We start from the raw sequence: 16,285 nt of genomic DNA, 5'->3' as shown, positions 1-16,285 counted from the left end.
TCCTCAGTCGATGGTCGCGAGGTCGGCGCGCGAGCGCTCCGGCAGCAGCAGCATCGCCACCGCGCTCAGCACACACGCGATGATCAAGTAGACCGCGACTCCCGGCGCGGTGCCTATGGCCGTCGCGATCAACGGCGCGAATCCGCCGGCGAAAACCGCGGTGAACTGATAGCCGACGCTGATGCCGGTGGTGCGCGCGGAGGTGCTGAACAGCTCGGACAGGATCGTCTGCGACAGCGCGGACATGCCGATCACACAGACCGAGAAGCCGAGCACCATGCCGGCGAAGACGAGCACCGGGTTGCCGGTGTTCCACAGCCAGAAGATCGGGAAGATCAGCACGGCGAGGCCGACGCACGGCACCAGGAACATCGGCCGCCGGCCATACCGGTCGGACAGCCAGCCCCAGGTCGGTGCCAGCACGATCTCGAACGCCGACGCGACCTGTACGGCCGACAGCGCCACGGTCGCCGAGACATGGCGGCCCTGCAGGTAGCTCGGGCCGTACACGGTCAGCACATAGCCGCCGATCGAGTTGGCGAAGCCGAACAGGATGCCGAAGACCCACATCCGCGGCCGGCGCAGCACCTCCAGCAGCGGCGCGCGCGACTTGTCCTTGTTGGCGGTGAAGACCGGCGTCTCGTGTACGCCGCGGCGGATCAGCAGGCCACCGACCAGCAGCACGACGCTCAGCAGGAACGGCACGCGCCAGGCCCAGGTCAGGAAGGCGTCGCCAGGCAGTGCCGACGCGCCGTTCATCAGGCCGGACGACACGAACAGTGCCACGCCGGCGCCCGCCAGCAGCAGCGAGCCGTAGAGGCCGCGCCGCCGCGGTGGTGCGTTTTCGACGGCCAAAGACGCCGCACCGCCGATCTCGCCACCGGTCGAGAATCCCTGCACGAGCCGCAGCACGATCAACAGGATGGGCGCGAGTACGCCGATCTGCGCGTACGTCGGCAGCAGGCCGATCAGCGTCGAGGCGATCCCCATCGTGACGATCGTGAAGATCAGCACCGGCCGGCGGCCGACCCGGTCGGCGATATGACCCAGCACGATGCCGCCGAGCGGGCGCAGGATGAAGCCGACGGCGAAGGTCGCGAACGAGAGCAGTTGCGAGACCACCGGGTCGCCGGACGGGAAGAACAGCTTGGGAAAGACGACCGCCGAGGCCAGGCCGTAGAGGTAGTAGTCGTAATACTCCAGCAACGTTCCGACGGCCGCGGCGAGCACGGCACGGCGGCGCTGGCGCCGGTCGGCGGACGGTGTGGCCTCGGTTGGTGCCTCCTGCGGCACTCCGGAAACGCTCATCGACGACGGTCCTCTCGCCTGCGAGTCCCCGTTACCACGATGCTTCCCCATTTCGAAAACATCTTCGACTTGCTGTAACTCTAGTGGCGTACGGCGGTTTCGATCAATGGGCCGTCTGGACGACTGTGCTGGCGAGGCCGCGGCTGGCGGCGGAGACTGGAGGCGAGGTGAGAGGCATGCCGACGCTTTCGCAGGCCGTGGTCGTCTGTGTCATCGTGCTCGGCGCCGTCGTGGCGATCGGCATCCTTGCGCGCGGTCGCGGCTATCCGGCCGGCGGACAGGTCGTCGTACGCTGCCGTGACGGTCACCTGTTCACCACGATCTGGCTGCCTGGCGTCTCGGTCAAGGCGATCCGACTCGGTCCGGTCCGGCTGCAGTTCTGTCCGGTCGCCGGTCACTGGACCGTGGTGACGCCGGTTCCCGACGACCAACTGACCGACGCCGAGCGGCTGATGGCGTCACGCTTCCGCGACTCCAACCTGCCATAGATTCGAACGTGTGTACGATCACCTCATGGATCCGGTCGACGCGTTGCCAGACCAGCTCGCTCGTACGCGCCTGTTCGCTAGAGGTGTGCCTGAGCGGTTCACCATCGTCGACGACGGCGCCACCGTGCTGTTTCTGCGTGGTCGCGCCGGCGACGACCCGGACACCTGCCTGTGGTCCTTCGATGCCGAGACCGGCGTGGAGCGGCTGCTCGCCGAGCGTGTCGACACGTACGCGACCGACGACACCGGCCGTCTGATCGCGTACGCGACCGGCGGCCGGCTCGCCGTGATCCGCGACGGCGAGCAGCGGCTGTCGCCGGTCGAAGGACCGGTGACCGATCCGCGGCCGGATCCGACCGGCCGGCGCATCGCGTACGTCCGTGACGGCGCGCTGCGAGTGGTCGACGGCGACGACGATCGCGAGCTGGCCGCCTCCGACGGACCTGAGGTGAGCTTTGGCATTGGCGAGCACACCACCGACGCGCGCGGATTCTGGTGGTCGCCCGACGGCAACGCATTGCTGGTCGCGCGGATCGACGCGAGCCGGGTCGAGCGCTGGCATCTGGCCGATCCGGCCGATCCGACGCGACCGCCGCGCGTGCTCCGCTATGCGGCTGTCGGCACGCCAAACGTCGACGCGTCGCTGTGGATCGTCGGTCTCGACGGCTCGCGTGTGGAGGTGCGCTGGGATCGAGCCGCGTACGAATATCTGCCGGCCGCCGGTTGGGACGCGGACGGGCCGTACGCGGTGGTCCAGTCGCGTGACCAGCGGACGGCCCGCTATCTGGCCATCGGGCCAGGTGGCGACACGATCGTGCTCGCGGAGTGGACGGATCCGTGCTGGACGCAGGTCGTCCCGGGGTTGCCGGCGCTGACCGCGACCGGTGCGCTGGTGGCGCACGCGGACATCGGCGACACGCGGCACCTGACGATCGACGGCGACGCTGTCACGCCGCCGGGACTGCAGGTGCGATCGGTGCTCAGCGTCGACGGCGAGCGTGTCCTGTTCACCGCCTCCGACGAACCGACCGAGACACACGTGTGGTCGTACGACGGCAGGCTCGTGCGGCTGACCGACGGCTCCGCGGTGCACACCGGCTGCCGGCGACACGGCACCTCGGTGACGGTCAGCCGCGATCTGACCGCCCCGGGCGGCCGGTTTCTGGTGCGGCGAAAGGAAAGTCCGGATCAGGAGATCCGGTCGTTCGCCGAGCGGCCGGTGCTCGCGCCGCACCGGATCCGGATGGACCTCGGAGACCTCGGCCTGCGCGCCGCGCTGCACCTGCCGTCGTGGCACCGGCCAGGCATGCGGTTGCCGGTGCTACTCGACCCGTACGGTGGCGGCGCGCTGCAGCGGGTCACGGCCGAGCTGACCTGGCGTGTCCTGATCTCGCAATGGTTCGCCGAGCAGGGGTTCGCCGTAGTCGTCGCCGATGGCCGCGGCACGCCGGGACGCGGCCCGGCCTGGGAACGCGCGGTCCACGGCGACCTCTACCGGCTGGTGCTCGAGGACCAGCTGACGGCGTTGCGCGAGGCCGCGCGCCGCCAGCCGGATCTCGACCTGGACCGGGTCGGCATCCGCGGCTGGTCGTTCAGCGGCGGCCTGGCGATCCGCGCCGTGTTGCGGCATCCGGAGGTCTTCAGCGCGGCCGTTGCCGGCGCCGGCGTCACCGACCAGCGGCTCTACAACGCGCACTGGCGCGAGCGGTTCCTCGGCCACCCGGACGAGTTTCCGGAGCGTTACGAGGAATGTTCGCTGATCCGCGAGGCCGCCACGCTGCGCCGGCCGCTGCTGCTGATGCACGGCATGCTCGACGACAACGTGCACGTGGTCAACACGCTCCGCTTCGCCGACGCGCTCTCGCGTGCGGGTCGCGACCACGAGCTGATGCTCATCCCCGGCGCCGGCCATCGTCCGTTCGCGACACCGGCGGCCGGGGCCGTGTTACGTCGTCAGGCCGGTTTTCTCCGCGACCGGCTCGGCATCACACACTCTTAGCTTTCACCGCCGCTGGACGGGCTTTCGCGCCGATCGTCTCCGGCAACAGCAGCGCGGCGCCGAGCGTGCAAAGGGCCATCAGCGCCAGGAAGCCCGAGACCGAGGCCGACGTGCCGGTCGCGGCGAGCAGCGCGGTCATCAGGAACGGCGTGCCGCCGCTGACCAGGATCGAGGCCAACTGGTACGCCATCGACGCGCCGGAATAGCGCACCTCCGGGCTGAACAGCTCGCTCAGATAGGCGGCGAGCGGACCGTAGACCAGGCTGGAGCCGAAGCCGCCGATCGTCACCGCGACCAGGATCATCGCCAGCGACGCGGTGTCCACCAGCCAGAAGAACGGGAAGGCCCACAGCACCAGCAGCACCGCGCCGGCCACGATGAGCGGGCGCCGGCCGATCCGGTCGGAGAAATGGCCGGACAGCAGGATCACGCCGACGTTGATCGCCGAGGAGATCAGGCCAAACAGCAGCAGCCCGTCGCGTTCCAGGTGTAGGACGCGCGTGCCGTAGTCGAGCAGGCCGGAGATGCTGACGTAGAAGATCGAGTTGCACGCGAACAGCAGTCCGGAGCCGAGCAGGATCGGCCGCCAGTGCGTACGGATCACCGTCAGCAGGGGAGAGGCCTCCTTCTTTTCTGTCGTCGCGGCGGCACGTTTTTCCTGCAGTTCCTTGAAAGCCGGCGTGTCCTCGAAGCGCAGCTGGATGAAGGCCAGCACCGGGAAGAGCAGTGCGCTCAGCAGGAACGGCACGCGCCAACCCCACGCCGTGAAGGCCGCCGAGCTCATCGACTCGCTGGCCACCAGGAAGGCGACATTGCCGAGGATCACGCCGATCGGCACCCCCATCTGGCAGAACGAGCCGGCCAGGCCGCGGTTGCGTGCCCTCGCGCTTTCGGTGAGCAGCAACGTGACACCGCCCCACTGGCCGCCGACCGCGATGCCTTGCAGGAACCGCAGAGTGACCAACAGGATCGGCGCCGCCGCGCCGATCGTCGCGGCGGTCGGCAGTACGCCGATCAGGAAGGTCGCCGAGCCGGTGATGGCCAGGCAGGTCACCAGTGCCGGCTTGCGGCCGACCCGGTCGCCGATGTGGCCGAAGACCAGTCCGCCGATCGGCCGCGCGATGAAGCCGGCCCAGAACGTGCTGAAGGCCAGCAGTGTGCCGATCAGCGGTGACGCGTACGGGAAGAACAGCGGACCGAAGACCAGCGCCGCGGCCGTGCCGTAGATGAAGAAGTCGTACCACTCGATCGAGCTGCCGATCAGGCCGGCGGCCATCAACTTGCCGAGCGAGTGGGGACGGGTGGGGGTGGAAGTGGCCATCGCAGTCTCCTTGACCCGGGAGGCGTGCAGGGCATACCGACTAGTCGGTCCGACGACCGTGACAGGCATCACACCGTGCTGTCAAGAAGTGTTTACCTGCACATACGGGCCGAACCCGGCCAATCGCCGCGGCGTCGCCGGCGGATGGCGTGTCGATGACCGGTCCCAAGCCGCCGGCCGGTAGCGTGTCGAACGCGTGTTCGGCGTGATGACGGCGCAGACAACGAGGGGGTCGCTGGTGCGGGTGCTGGGCGTCGACCCGGGGTTGACACGGTGCGGCGTGGGGGTGGTCGACGGCGGTCCCGGCGGCCGCTGCAAGCTGGTCCACGTCGAGGTCGTACGGACCCCGCCGGACGCCGACATCGGCGCGCGGTTGCTCGCGCTCGACCTGGCCTTCACGGCGGCGATCGCGCGATACCAACCCGACGTGGTCGCGGTCGAGCGGGTCTTCAGCCAACACAACGTACGAACCGTGATGGGGACCGCGCAGGCCGGTGCGGTGGCACTGACCGCCGCCGCGCGCGCCGGCGTACGGGTGGCGATGCACACTCCGAGTGAGGTCAAGGCGGCGGTGACCGGCAGCGGCCGCGCGGACAAGGCACAGGTGACGACGATGGTGACCCGACTGCTCAAGCTCTCCGACCGGCCGAAACCGGCCGACGCGGCGGACGCGCTGGCGCTGGCGATCTGCCACTGCTGGCGCAGCCCCATGCAGACCAAGATGCAGACCAAGCTGCAGCAGCGGTTGGCGGTGGGCCGGTGATCACCTCGGTCTCCGGCACGGTCGCGCGGATCGGTGCCGACCGCGCGGTCGTCGAGGTCGGCGGTGTCGGCCTGGAGCTGCACTGCACGCCGCGCGCGCTGGCCGGCCTGCGCACCGGCGGCCAGGGCAAGGTGGCGACCAGCCTGGTCGTACGCGAGGACTCGCTGACGTTGTACGGCTTCACCGACGAGGACGAGCGCGACCTCTTCGAGCTGTTGCAGACCGCCAACGGGGTCGGTCCGGCGCTGGCCAGGACGATCCTGTCGGTGCTCAGCCCCGACGAGGTCCGCCGCGCGATCTCCACCGGGGACGTCGCGACGCTGACGCGCGTGCCACGCGTCGGGCGTAAAGGCGCGGAGAAGCTGATCGTCGAGCTGCGCGACAAGATCGGCGCGATCGTCACGTCGTCGCCCAACGGCACGTCGGCCGCCAGTGCGATGTCCGAAGCGCCGTGGCGTACGCAGGTGCGCGCCGGCCTGATCAGCCTCGGCTTCACCGGCAAGGACATCGACGGCGCGATCGACGCGGTCGCGCCGGCCGACGGCTCCGACCCGGACGTGTCGCAGGCGCTGCGTGGCGCTATCCAGCGGTTGGGTCGTAAGTGACTGAGCCTTTTCGCGAGGTGACGGGTTCGTGAGCATCGAACGGAAGATCCGGAGCGACAGCGATGGATCTTCGGCGGAGGCGCGGAGCGGTTCCGGAGACGAGCAATCCAACGCCGTGGTCTCCAGCTACGCGCAGCCGGCGGAGCGCGAGGTCGAGGCGAGCCTGCGGCCGCGGCAGCTGACCGACTTCATCGGCCAGCCGCGCGTACGCGAGCAGCTCGAGCTGCTGCTGCGGTCGGCGCAGCAGCGTGGCCGTCCGCCGGACCACATCCTGCTGTCCGGTCCGCCGGGTCTCGGCAAGACCTCGCTGGCGATGATCGTGGCCGCCGAGCTGGGCGTGGCGATCCGGATCACCAGCGGTCCGGCCATCGAGCGGTCGGGTGACCTGGCCGCGATCCTGACCGGCCTGGAGGCCGGCGAGGTGCTGTTCATCGACGAGATCCACCGGATCGCCCGGCCGGCCGAGGAGCTGCTCTACTCGGCGATGGAGGACTTCCGTGTCGACGTGGTGGTCGGCAAGGGGCCCGGTGCGACCGCGATCCCGCTGGACGTCGAGCCGTTCACGTTGGTCGGTGCGACCACGAGGTCGGGGTTGCTGACCTCACCGCTGCGCGACCGGTTCGGCTTCGTCGGCCACATGGACTTCTACGATCCGGACGAGCTGGAGATCGTGATCCGGCGCTCCGCCGGCATCCTCGGCGTGGAAGTGCTCGATGACGGTGCCGTCGAGATCGCGAACCGCTCGCGTGGCACGCCACGGATCGCCAACCGTCTGCTGCGCCGCGTCCGCGACTACGCCGAGGTGCGCGCCGCCGGCATGATCGACCGGGCGGTCGCGCGGCGAGCGCTGCGGGTGTACGAGGTGGACGAGCTCGGCCTCGACCGGCTCGACCGCGCCGTACTGAACGCTCTGGTCGGAAACTTCAACGGCGGTCCGGTCGGTTTGTCCACACTTGCGGTAGCTGTCGGTGAGCAGCCGGAGACCGTGGAGGAGGTCGCCGAGCCCTACCTGGTGCGCGCCGGACTGCTCACGCGTACGCCCCGTGGCAGAGTTGCCACTCCGGCCGCCTGGCGCCACCTGGGACGGGTACCCTCGGCAGGTGGCGCAACGCTCGACCTGTTCGGCGACGAGTCATAATGCACAGCCCGCCGGCCGGCGGGCGGACATACGGAATGTGATCGGACCGATCCGCTGCGGACTCGGCCCGGTCCGCACGATTCCGCTCAGCGCGGCTGGCTAGACTTCGCGCGATCAGGGCGGAACACCGACGAAAGGCACCTCGTGGTAATCGCGACCGCGGCTAGCAGCTCCCCACTGAATCAGTTCTTCCCCATCATCATCGTGGTGGCGCTGTTCGCGCTGATGTACTTCTTCATGATCCGTCCGCAGTCCAAGCGCCGCAAAGAGGCGATGGAGATGCAGCGCACGCTCGGCGTCGGCTCGGACGTGGTGACCATCGGCGGCCTGTACGGCACGGTCGTCGAGACCGACGACGAGTCGGTGACGCTGGAGATCGACGAAGGCGTGACCGCTCGTTACACGCGGCAGGCGGTCGCGCGCGTACTGCCGGCGCCGGCCGAGACCGCGCCGGCCGCCGAGAGCGACGCGGACGACACCGACGACGCCGAGGACGAGGCGCCGGCCGCCGAGGCCGAGCAGCGGCCGGCGGCCGACGACGACGAGCGTCCCTCCGACGCGCTGTCGGCCACCGCCGGCGACGGCACGCAGGCCCCGAAGCTGTCCAAAGAAAGCTAGCCGACCGGACCTTTCCCGGTCAGCCGTCGGCCTGCGCGCCAGCAGGTCGACATCCGGCCGGACTCCCCACCGACCGAGGAGACAGACTCACGTGGCACCATCTGGCCAGCTGCGCGTGTGGCGGTATTTCGTCGCGCTGTTCGTCATCGTCGCGGCGCTGTACGGGCTGATGTTCATCCCCGGCAGCGGCAAGCCGCTACCCCGGCTCGGTCTCGACCTGTCCGGCGGGGCCACCGAGACGCTGAGCGCCACGCAGGCCGGCAAGCCGCCGTCCGCGCAGGACCTGGAGGTGGCCCGCGGGATCATCGAGCAGCGGGTCAACGGTCTGGGGGTGGCTGAGGCCGAGGTGGTGACCGAAGGCGACCGCAACATCGTGGTGTCGGTCGCCGCCGGCGCGGACAGCACACAGCTGCAGCAGATCGGTGAGGCCGCGCAGCTGCGGTTCCGCCAGGTGACCAGCTCGGTCGGCGACGTACCGGACGTGGCGGCGAAGCCGTCCACCAGTCCGACGCCGAAGCCGTCCACCTCCTCCTCGTCGAAGGCCGGCACGCCGAGCCCCACGCCGAGCCCGTCGACGGGCTCGTCCAAGAAGCCGGCTGCGGCCACCGGCAAGGCCGTCATCGAGCCGGCCGTCGGCGACGGCAAGGCGCAGGTCAACACGGTCGCCAAGACCGCTCCGACCACGCCGCCGAGCCCGTCGCCGTCGGCGTCGGCTCCGTCGACCGGTGCCACTGGCGGCGGCAACCCCGCGACCGGCACCGTCACGCTCGCTCAGGTGATCCAGAAGCTGGACACGCTCGGCGCCAAGCCGCTGGCCGACGCCAAAGGCACCGGCAAGTACTACGACTGGCTCAAGCAGCAGCTGACCCAGGTCGACTTCTCCGACCCGCAGCAGTCCGGCCAGCTCGCGCAGAGCATGAAGAGCGCGCCGATCCTGGCGCCGTTCAGCCAGCTGACGCCGGCCGAGATCGCCGTACTGCCGGCCGACATGCAGTTCAAGATCCCGCAGATCACCTGCGCCAAGCTGGACAAGCGGCCGCCGGGCTCGGTCGACGCGATCGGCCAGGTCGTCACCGCCTGCGGCCAGGGGATGAAATACCTGCTGGCCAAGGCCGCGGTCGTCGGCACCGACGTGTCCAGCGCCGACTTCGACTACAGCACCGGCGGGTCGACCGGCCAGACGCCTGGCTGGCGGGTCGTCATCAACTTCAAGACCAGCGGCCAGAACAAGTGGACCCAGCTGACCAAGGACGCGCTGCAGAAGCAGGTCGCGATCGTGCTCGACACCGACGTGGTGTCGGCACCGACGATCCAGTCGGTCATCCCCGGCCAGGCCGAGATCACCGGCAGCTTCACCCGTGACGAGGCGCAGGGCCTGGCCAGCAAGCTGAAGTACGGCGCGCTGCCGGTCACCTTCCAGGTGGAGACGATCAACAGCATCACCGCGACACTCGGTGAGGAGCAGCTGGTCGCCGGCCTGATCGCCGGTGGCATCGGCCTCGCGCTGGTCCTGGTGTGGGTGCTGATCTACTACCGCCTGCTCGGCCTGGTCGCCGTCGCCAGCCTGGCGATCTCCGGTGCGATGGTCTACGCGGTGTTGGTGTTGCTCGGCCGGCCGTTCACGCTCGGTTTCACGTTGAGCCTGGCCGGCATAGCCGGCTTCATCGTGGCGATGGGTATCACCGCCGACTCCTTCGTGATCTTCTTCGAATATCTCAAGGACGAGGTCAAGGACGGCAGATCGGCGCGCAGTGCGGTGCCGCGCGCCTGGATCCGGGCCAGGCGGACGATCATCTCCGCCGACATGGTCACCTTCCTGGCCGCCGCGGTGCTCTACTTCCTCGCCTCCGGCGGGGTGAAGGGTTTCGCCTTCACCCTCGGAATGTCCACCATCCTCGACCTTGTCGTGGTATTCCTGTTCACACATCCGCTGGTGGCTCTGATGGCCAGGTCCAGGACGTTCATGTCGCCGCGGATCAGCGGTCTCGGCCGGGTGTCGACGGACCGGACGACCAAGACCACCGGCGGGGCCCGCGCGGCCAGCGCCACCAAGGGAGCCTGAGATGCCATCCTTCGCTCAGCGCGTCTATCGCGGCGAGGCCGGCATCGACTTCGTTGGCCGGCGCCGCACCTGGTATCTGATCAGCCTGGCGATCCTGGTGGTCGCGCTGGCCAGCTTCCTGATCCGCGGCTTCCACTGGGGGATCGAGTTCGAGGGTGGGGTCTCGTTCCAGGTCCCGGCCACCGTCGCCGCCAGCCAGGAGGTCGCCGAGAACGCGGTACGCAACGCGAAGATCTCCGGCGGCGCCATCGAGGTCATCAGCACGCAGACGGTCCGCAGCACGCAGGGTGCCAAGAGCGACTCCTACCTGGTGCGCATCGCGCCGATCAGCGAGACGCAGGCCAACGAGGCGCTGACCTCGATCGCCGCCGAGCTGAAGACCACCACGACGAACATCAGCGAGTCGCGGGTCAGCGCTTCGTGGGGTGGCCAGATCACCCAGTCGGCGCTGATCGCTCTCGCCGTGTTCCTCGCGCTGCTGATCATCTACCTGGCGTTCCGCTACGAATGGAAGATGGCGGTCGGCGCGATCATCGCGCTGGCGCACGACCTGCTGATCACCGCCGGCGTCTACTCGCTGGTCGGCTTCGAGGTCACGCCGAACACGGTGATCGGCCTGCTCACCATCCTCGGTTTCTCGCTGTACGACACGGTGGTGGTGTTCGACCGGGTCGCGGAGAACACGAAGGGGATCCTCGGCGGCAGCCGCTACTCCTACTCCGAGGCGGCCAACCTGGCCGTCAACCAGACCCTGATGCGGTCGATCAACACCTCGATCATCGCGTTGCTGCCGGTCGCCGGCCTGCTGTTCATCGGTGCCGGCCTGCTCGGCGCCGGCACGCTGAAGGACCTGGGTCTGGTGCTGTTCATCGGTATGATCGCCGGCGCCTACTCGTCGATCTTCCTGGCCGCGCCGATCACCGCCGAGCTCAAGGAGCGCGAGCCGCGCTACAAGGCGCTGCACAAGCGGGTCGCCGCTCGGCGCGCCGCCGCGTCCGGCGTGACCAGCCGTACGTCCGAGACAACGGCCACTGGGAAGGCCGCCGCGAAGTCCGGCACCAGCCTGCGCAAGGCCGACGCCGAGCCGGAGGCCGCCGACGACGCGGACGAGCCGGTCGGCGCCGGCGCGTCGAAGGCCTCCGCCGGTGCGTCCAACCGGCCGGTGCAGCGCAAGCGGCCAGGCGGCAAACCGGGTCGGCCGTCGGGAAGCAAGCGGCGCCGGTGACCGACGCCGGCACGGCGACGTCGGGGACCACCGGCATCGCACAGCTGGTCGCCGACCACGTCGTGGACGTGCCGGACTTCCCGCGGCCGGGGATCCTGTTCAAGGACCTCACGCCGCTGTTCGGCGACGGTGCGGCGCTGCGAGCCTGCGCCGACGCCGTCGCGGCGTCGGCCGGTGCCGACTTCGACCTGGTCGCCGGCATTGAGGCGCGTGGCTTCATCGTCGCGGCCGCGGTCGGTTACGCCACCGGCCGCGGCGTCGTGCCGGTGCGCAAGGCCGGCAAGCTGCCGGGTCCGACGACGGCGATCACGTACGAGCTGGAATACGGCACCGCCACTTTGGAAATCCCGCAAAGGTCCGGTGTCGACGGCCGTCGCGTCCTGCTGGTCGACGACGTCTTGGCCACTGGTGGAACGGTGGTCGCGGCCGCCGAGCTGTTGTCGCGCGGCGGCGGCAGCCTGGTCGGCGTGTCGGTCGTGCTGGAGCTCGCGGCGCTGACCGGCCGAAAGCGCATCGCCGCCACGCATAGTAGCCTCCCGGTGCACGCATTGTTATCGGTTTGACTCGAGCGTTCACCCTGGTCAGGTGGCTCGCTGGCGCGACTCGTCGTGGCCGACGAGCCCGTGGTCATACACCGGCGGTGCCGGCGGGATACCATGGTGACCTGCAGTGCCACTTGATCGAAGCAGTTGATCAGCGGGGGACTGATCCGGCTGCCGGGATCGACCGGGTCGTTTGAGGGAGCACAGCCGTGGCCACCGATGCGGTAGGGGACCTGGACCACAGCGCTGCGCTGCTGCGCGGCGACGCGGTCGAGGTCGACACCGCGGAGGACGCGCCGCAGCAGGGCGGCCATACCGGCCGGCGCGTACGGGCCGCACTGGCCAGGTTTGGCAGCAACCAGAGCTCCGCGCCGATCCGGGCCGTGCTGGAGCCGCTGGCCGCGATCCACCGCGCCGCGCATCCGAAGGCCAACGTGCGGTTGTTGCAGCGTGCGTACGACACGGCAGACGAGTTCCACCGCGGCCAGATGCGGCGCAGCGGCGACCCGTACATCACCCATCCGCTCGCGGTCGCCACCATCCTCGCCGAGCTCGGCATGGACACCACCACGCTGGTGGCCGCGTTGCTGCACGACACCGTCGAGGACACCGGCTACACGCTGGAGCAGCTGTCCGCCGACTTCGGCGGCGAGGTCGCGCACCTGGTCGACGGCGTGACCAAGCTGGACAAGGTGAAGTTCGGCGACCGGGACGCCGCCGAGGCCGAGACGATCCGCAAGATGATCGTCGCGATGGCACGTGACCCGCGCGTACTCGTCATCAAGCTCGCCGATCGGCTGCACAACATGCGCACGCTGCGCTTCCTGCCGCGGCACAAGCAGGAGCGCAAGGCCAAGGAGACCCTCGAGGTGCTGGCGCCGCTCGCGCACCGCCTCGGCATGAACACGGTCAAGTGGGAGCTGGAGGACCTCGCGTTCGCCGCGCTCTATCCCAAGCGCTATCAGGAGATCGCGCGGCTGGTCGCGGAGAAGGCGCCGGCCCGTGACGCCGTGCTGGAGTCGGTCACCGAGCGGGTGTCGGCGGAGCTGAAGGCCGCCAAGATCAAGGCGACGGTGACCGGCCGGCCCAAGCACCTCTACTCCGTCTACCAGAAGATGATCGTCCGCGGCCGCGACTTCGCCGACATCTACGACCTGCTCGGCGTGCGGGTGCTGGTCGACAGCCTGCGCGACTGCTACGCGGCGCTCGGCGTGGTGCACGCGACCTGGCAGCCGGTGCCGGGCCGGTTCAAGGACTACATCGCGCGGCCGAAGTTCAACATGTACCAGTCGCTGCACACCACCGTGATCGGTCCGGAAGGCAAGCCGGTCGAGCTGCAGATCCGCACCTGGGCCATGCACCGGACGGCCGAGTACGGCATCGCGGCGCACTGGAAATACAAGGACGCCAAGGGGTCGGAGGTGGCCGGCCCGCCAGCCGACTCCGACGAGCTGACCTGGCTGCGCCAGCTGCTCGACTGGCAGAAGGAGGCCGTCGACCCGGGTGAGTTCCTGGAGTCGCTGCGGTTCGACCTGCGCGGCCAGGAGGTCTACGTCTTCACGCCGAAGGGTGACGTGATCGCGCTGCCGACCGGGTCGACGCCGGTCGACTTCGCCTACAGCGTGCACACCGAGGTCGGCCACCGATGTATCGGCGCGCGGGTCAACGGCAAGCTCGTCCCGCTGGAGAGCCGGCTCGCCAACGGCGACACCGTCGACATCTTCACGTCCAAGAGCGAGCACGCCGGCCCCAGCCAGGACTGGCTGAGCTTCGTCGCCAGTCCGCGTGCGCGTACGAAGATCAAGCAGCACTTCGCCAAGGAGCGCCGCGACGACGCCATCGAGGCCGGCAAGGACGCGATCACCCGCGCGATGCGCAAGCAGGGCCTGCCGCTGCAGCGGGTGATGAGCGGCGACGCGCTGCTCAACGTCGTACGCGACCTGCGGCTGACCGATGTGTCCGCGCTTTACGCGGCGGTGGGCGAAAACCAGGTCTCCGCGCAGTCGGTCGTCCAGCGGCTGATGGCGCTGATGGGGGGCCTGGAAGGCGCCACCGAGGACTTCGCCGAGGCGGCGAGCCCGGTCAAGGAGCGCCGGCGCACCCAGGGTGTCAACGACCCCGGCGTGGTCGTCAAGGGCGCCAGCGACGTGTGGGTCAAGCTGGCCAAGTGCTGCACGCCGGTCCCCGGCGACGACATCCTCGGCTTCGTCACCCGTGGCGGCGGCGTCAGCGTGCACCGCTCCGACTGCACCAACGCCGAGGACCTGCGGTCTCAGCCCGAGCGGCTGATGGAGGTCTCCTGGGCCCCGTCGGCCGGCTCGATGTTCCTGGTGGCGATCCAGGTCGAGGCGCTGGACCGGCATCGGCTGCTCTCCGACGTGACCAGGATGCTGTCCGACGAGAAGGTCAACATCCTGTCCGCCACCGTCACCACCACCCGCGACCGGGTGGCGGTCAGCCGGTTCACCTTCGAGATGGCCGACCCCAAGCACCTCGGCCACCTGATGCGCAACGTACGCAAGGTGGAAGGCGTCTACGACGCCTACCGGATCACCTCCGGCGGCGCGACCGGCTGAGTCTGGCCACCCTGACCCAGCCGGCGATCGGATCGACAGCCGCCATCCGCACGCTATAGGCGGTTGTATGGCGCTAGTCGCTGAGCTGGCGGATTCCCTGGGCGGTCGGCATCAGCTCGTCGGCGCTGAAGCGCGAGATGTCGATGGAGACCGTCGGCGCGATGCCGGCCTGGTCGAGCCACACGATCCGCGACCCGCTGCGAAATCCCGGCTTGCCGTGTACGCGCACCGGCACCGGCCGCCACGGCTCGGCGTCGCCGGCGGTGTACTTCGTCCAGAAAGCGTTCAGCGCGGCCGGGCTGGTGAGCCGCGAGCCGCGCAGGATCGCCACCGACATGTCGACCTTCCAGCCGTGCTCGTCGTCACCCGATTCCCACACCAGGCTGTGAAAAACGACGTTCTCCCACTCGTACGCGAACGCCGACGGCGGACGGGAGATGCCGTGCGGCAGATAGCCGACGGCGTATCCGTCCACCGTGACCGGCGATGCCGTGGCCGGATTTCCCATGGAGGTGGCCAGAAACATGAACGCCAAGATAAACGCGAACAACGTACGCACAACAGCTCCCGGAGTGTCGGAAATGGTCACTCCGCCAGACCGGGAGCCCTCTGTGCCTTCCCCCTCACCGGCCCGGCGGAGCGTACGTCCATGCTGGCCGGAAAATCGTCACCGGCGGCCGGTCGGTCGGCGATCTGTGGACAGAGCTCGACCAGGACCGGCCTGTGGACAAACCTTTCCGTTGGGCTTGGCCCTGCGCACGATGAGCAAATGGACGCGGCTCAGCCGGCCGGGGGCGGGGTGACCTTGACCGAGGTGATGGTGACCTTGGTCTTCGGGGTGGACTGGTCGGAGCCGGTGACACCGCCGGCGGCGATCTTGGTGAGTACGTCCAGCCCCTTGGTGATCTTGCCGAACACCGAGTAGTTCGGTCCGTCGAAGTTGCTGTCCTTGTAGACCAGGAAGAACTGGCTGCCGTTGGTGTTCGGGTCGGAGGCGTTGGCCATCGCGACCGTGCCGGCCGGGTATGGCGGGGTCTTGCCGGTCGGCAGGTTCTCGGTGCCGAACTGGTAGCCGGGGCCGGACTGGCCGGTGCCGGTCGGGTCGCCGCACTGCAGCATGTACGAGCCGCTGGTCAGGATGCGGTGGCACGGCGTGTTGTCGTAGTACTTCTTGTCGGCCAGGAAGGTGAAGCTGTGCGAGGTGCACGGCGCCTTCGCGGTGTCCATGGTGAACTCGACGACGCCCTGGTTGGTCGTGATGGTGACCGTCTGCGTGCCGGTGTGCGGGACGTTGGTGGTGGTCGGTACGCCGACGTTGCGTGCACCCTTGACCGGCTGGCCGGCGTCCTTGGAGTAGACGCAGGAGCCAGGCGGCGGCGAGGCGGAGGCCGAGGCGCTCGCCGACGCGTTGGCGCTGGCGTTGTTGACCGTCGTGCCGCCGAACTTGCTGATCAGGAACCAGCCACCGGCGACCAGCACGACGACCGCGACGATGGCGCCGATGCCGGCCTGCATCTGCCGGCGCTTGCGGGCCGCCGCGGCCCGGCGGGCCATCTGGCGTTCGAGCTTGGCGCGCGCGAGCGCGCGCTGGCGGTCACGGCCGGATTTGCCGGGCACTCGTGGCTCCTTGTCCTGCGGGG

14 protein-coding genes are annotated in these 16,285 nt (G+C 69.4%); 10 read left to right on the top strand and 4 right to left on the bottom strand.

Translation table 11 applies throughout. The annotated features are described in order from the left end of the window. Positions 1-3: 3 nt before the first annotated feature. On the bottom strand, positions 4-1,308 hold the full coding sequence (locus GNX95_RS10645) for an MFS transporter (RefSeq protein ID WP_163506928.1): 1,305 nt from the start codon (positions 1,306-1,308) through the stop codon (positions 4-6). Positions 1,309-1,484: 176 nt separating this feature from the next. Between GNX95_RS10645 and GNX95_RS10640 the strand changes: the two genes are divergently transcribed. Continuing rightward, positions 1,485-1,796: a hypothetical protein gene (locus tag GNX95_RS10640; protein ID WP_163506927.1), complete on the top strand. Its 312-nt coding sequence runs from the start codon at positions 1,485-1,487 to the stop codon at positions 1,794-1,796. A 25-nt stretch (positions 1,797-1,821) separates the two neighbouring features. Continuing rightward, complete coding sequence (locus GNX95_RS10635; protein ID WP_163506926.1) at positions 1,822-3,795, top strand: S9 family peptidase; 1,974 nt, start codon at positions 1,822-1,824, stop codon at positions 3,793-3,795. Here GNX95_RS10635 and GNX95_RS10630 read toward each other — a convergent pair. After that, the gene (locus tag GNX95_RS10630) at positions 3,782-5,116 is read right to left on the bottom strand and encodes an MFS transporter (protein WP_163506925.1); all 1,335 of its coding nucleotides are present in this window, start codon (positions 5,114-5,116) and stop codon (positions 3,782-3,784) included. The two genes, GNX95_RS10635 and GNX95_RS10630, sit on opposite strands and share 14 nt — an antisense overlap. A gap of 238 nt (positions 5,117-5,354) precedes the next feature. Here GNX95_RS10630 and ruvC point away from each other — a divergent pair, with 238 nt between their 5' ends. From ruvC to GNX95_RS10590, 8 genes are all read left to right on the top strand, one after another. Further along, positions 5,355-5,879, top strand: a complete 525-nt coding sequence (gene ruvC, locus GNX95_RS10625; RefSeq protein WP_163506924.1) for a crossover junction endodeoxyribonuclease RuvC — start codon at positions 5,355-5,357, stop codon at positions 5,877-5,879. Then, complete coding sequence (gene ruvA, locus GNX95_RS10620; RefSeq protein WP_163506923.1) at positions 5,876-6,484, top strand: Holliday junction branch migration protein RuvA; 609 nt, start codon at positions 5,876-5,878, stop codon at positions 6,482-6,484. Before ruvC ends, ruvA begins: the two co-directional genes overlap by 4 nt. Positions 6,485-6,599: 115 nt before the next feature. Next, positions 6,600-7,622 carry a Holliday junction branch migration DNA helicase RuvB gene (gene ruvB / locus GNX95_RS10615; RefSeq protein ID WP_163507981.1) on the top strand — a complete coding sequence of 341 codons (1,023 nt, stop codon included), beginning with the start codon at positions 6,600-6,602 and terminating at the stop codon, positions 7,620-7,622. 144 nt (positions 7,623-7,766) lie between these two features. Continuing rightward, a complete protein-coding gene (gene yajC, locus GNX95_RS10610) occupies positions 7,767-8,240 on the top strand; it encodes a preprotein translocase subunit YajC (protein ID WP_281356891.1) in 474 nt (157 codons plus the stop codon). A 91-nt stretch (positions 8,241-8,331) separates the two neighbouring features. Next, positions 8,332-10,302, top strand: a complete 1,971-nt coding sequence (gene secD / locus GNX95_RS10605) for a protein translocase subunit SecD (protein ID WP_222853500.1) — start codon at positions 8,332-8,334, stop codon at positions 10,300-10,302. A 1-nt stretch (position 10,303) separates the two neighbouring features. Further along, positions 10,304-11,527 carry a protein translocase subunit SecF gene (gene secF, locus GNX95_RS10600; RefSeq protein ID WP_163506922.1) on the top strand — a complete coding sequence of 408 codons (1,224 nt, stop codon included), beginning with the start codon at positions 10,304-10,306 and terminating at the stop codon, positions 11,525-11,527. Next, a complete protein-coding gene (locus GNX95_RS10595) occupies positions 11,524-12,090 on the top strand; it encodes an adenine phosphoribosyltransferase (RefSeq protein ID WP_163506921.1) in 567 nt (188 codons plus the stop codon). Before secF ends, GNX95_RS10595 begins: the two co-directional genes overlap by 4 nt. A gap of 188 nt (positions 12,091-12,278) precedes the next feature. Continuing rightward, positions 12,279-14,645: a RelA/SpoT family protein gene (locus GNX95_RS10590; protein ID WP_163506920.1), complete on the top strand. Its 2,367-nt coding sequence runs from the start codon at positions 12,279-12,281 to the stop codon at positions 14,643-14,645. 73 nt (positions 14,646-14,718) lie between these two features. Here GNX95_RS10590 and GNX95_RS10585 read toward each other — a convergent pair whose 3' ends face one another. Beyond that, entirely contained in the window at positions 14,719-15,171 is a 453-nt protein-coding gene (locus tag GNX95_RS10585) for a hypothetical protein (RefSeq protein ID WP_163506919.1), read from the bottom strand. A 254-nt stretch (positions 15,172-15,425) separates the two neighbouring features. Continuing rightward, entirely contained in the window at positions 15,426-16,262 is an 837-nt protein-coding gene (locus tag GNX95_RS10580; protein WP_163506918.1) for a peptidylprolyl isomerase, read from the bottom strand. Positions 16,263-16,285 lie beyond the last annotated feature (23 nt).

The organism is Fodinicola acaciae (genome assembly GCF_010993745.1).
In the GTDB taxonomy this organism is placed as follows: domain Bacteria; phylum Actinomycetota; class Actinomycetes; order Mycobacteriales; family HKI-0501; genus Fodinicola; species Fodinicola acaciae.
The sequence above is the reverse complement of the archived record's forward strand: the minus strand, read 5'-3'. Positions and strand labels throughout refer to the sequence as shown.

Excerpts from the sequence above, each read along its gene's own strand:
- GNX95_RS10645 (WP_163506928.1), bottom strand. The coding sequence starts at position 1,308 with ATGAGCGTTTCCGGAGTGCCGCAGGAGGCACCAACCGAGGCCACACCG.
- secF (WP_163506922.1), top strand. The coding sequence starts at position 10,304 with ATGCCATCCTTCGCTCAGCGCGTCTATCGCGGCGAGGCCGGCATCGAC.
- GNX95_RS10635 (WP_163506926.1), top strand. The coding sequence starts at position 1,822 with ATGGATCCGGTCGACGCGTTGCCAGACCAGCTCGCTCGTACGCGCCTG.
- GNX95_RS10630 (WP_163506925.1), bottom strand. The coding sequence starts at position 5,116 with ATGGCCACTTCCACCCCCACCCGTCCCCACTCGCTCGGCAAGTTGATG.
- GNX95_RS10640 (WP_163506927.1), top strand. The coding sequence starts at position 1,485 with ATGCCGACGCTTTCGCAGGCCGTGGTCGTCTGTGTCATCGTGCTCGGC.
- GNX95_RS10585 (WP_163506919.1), bottom strand. The coding sequence starts at position 15,171 with ATGTTTCTGGCCACCTCCATGGGAAATCCGGCCACGGCATCGCCGGTC.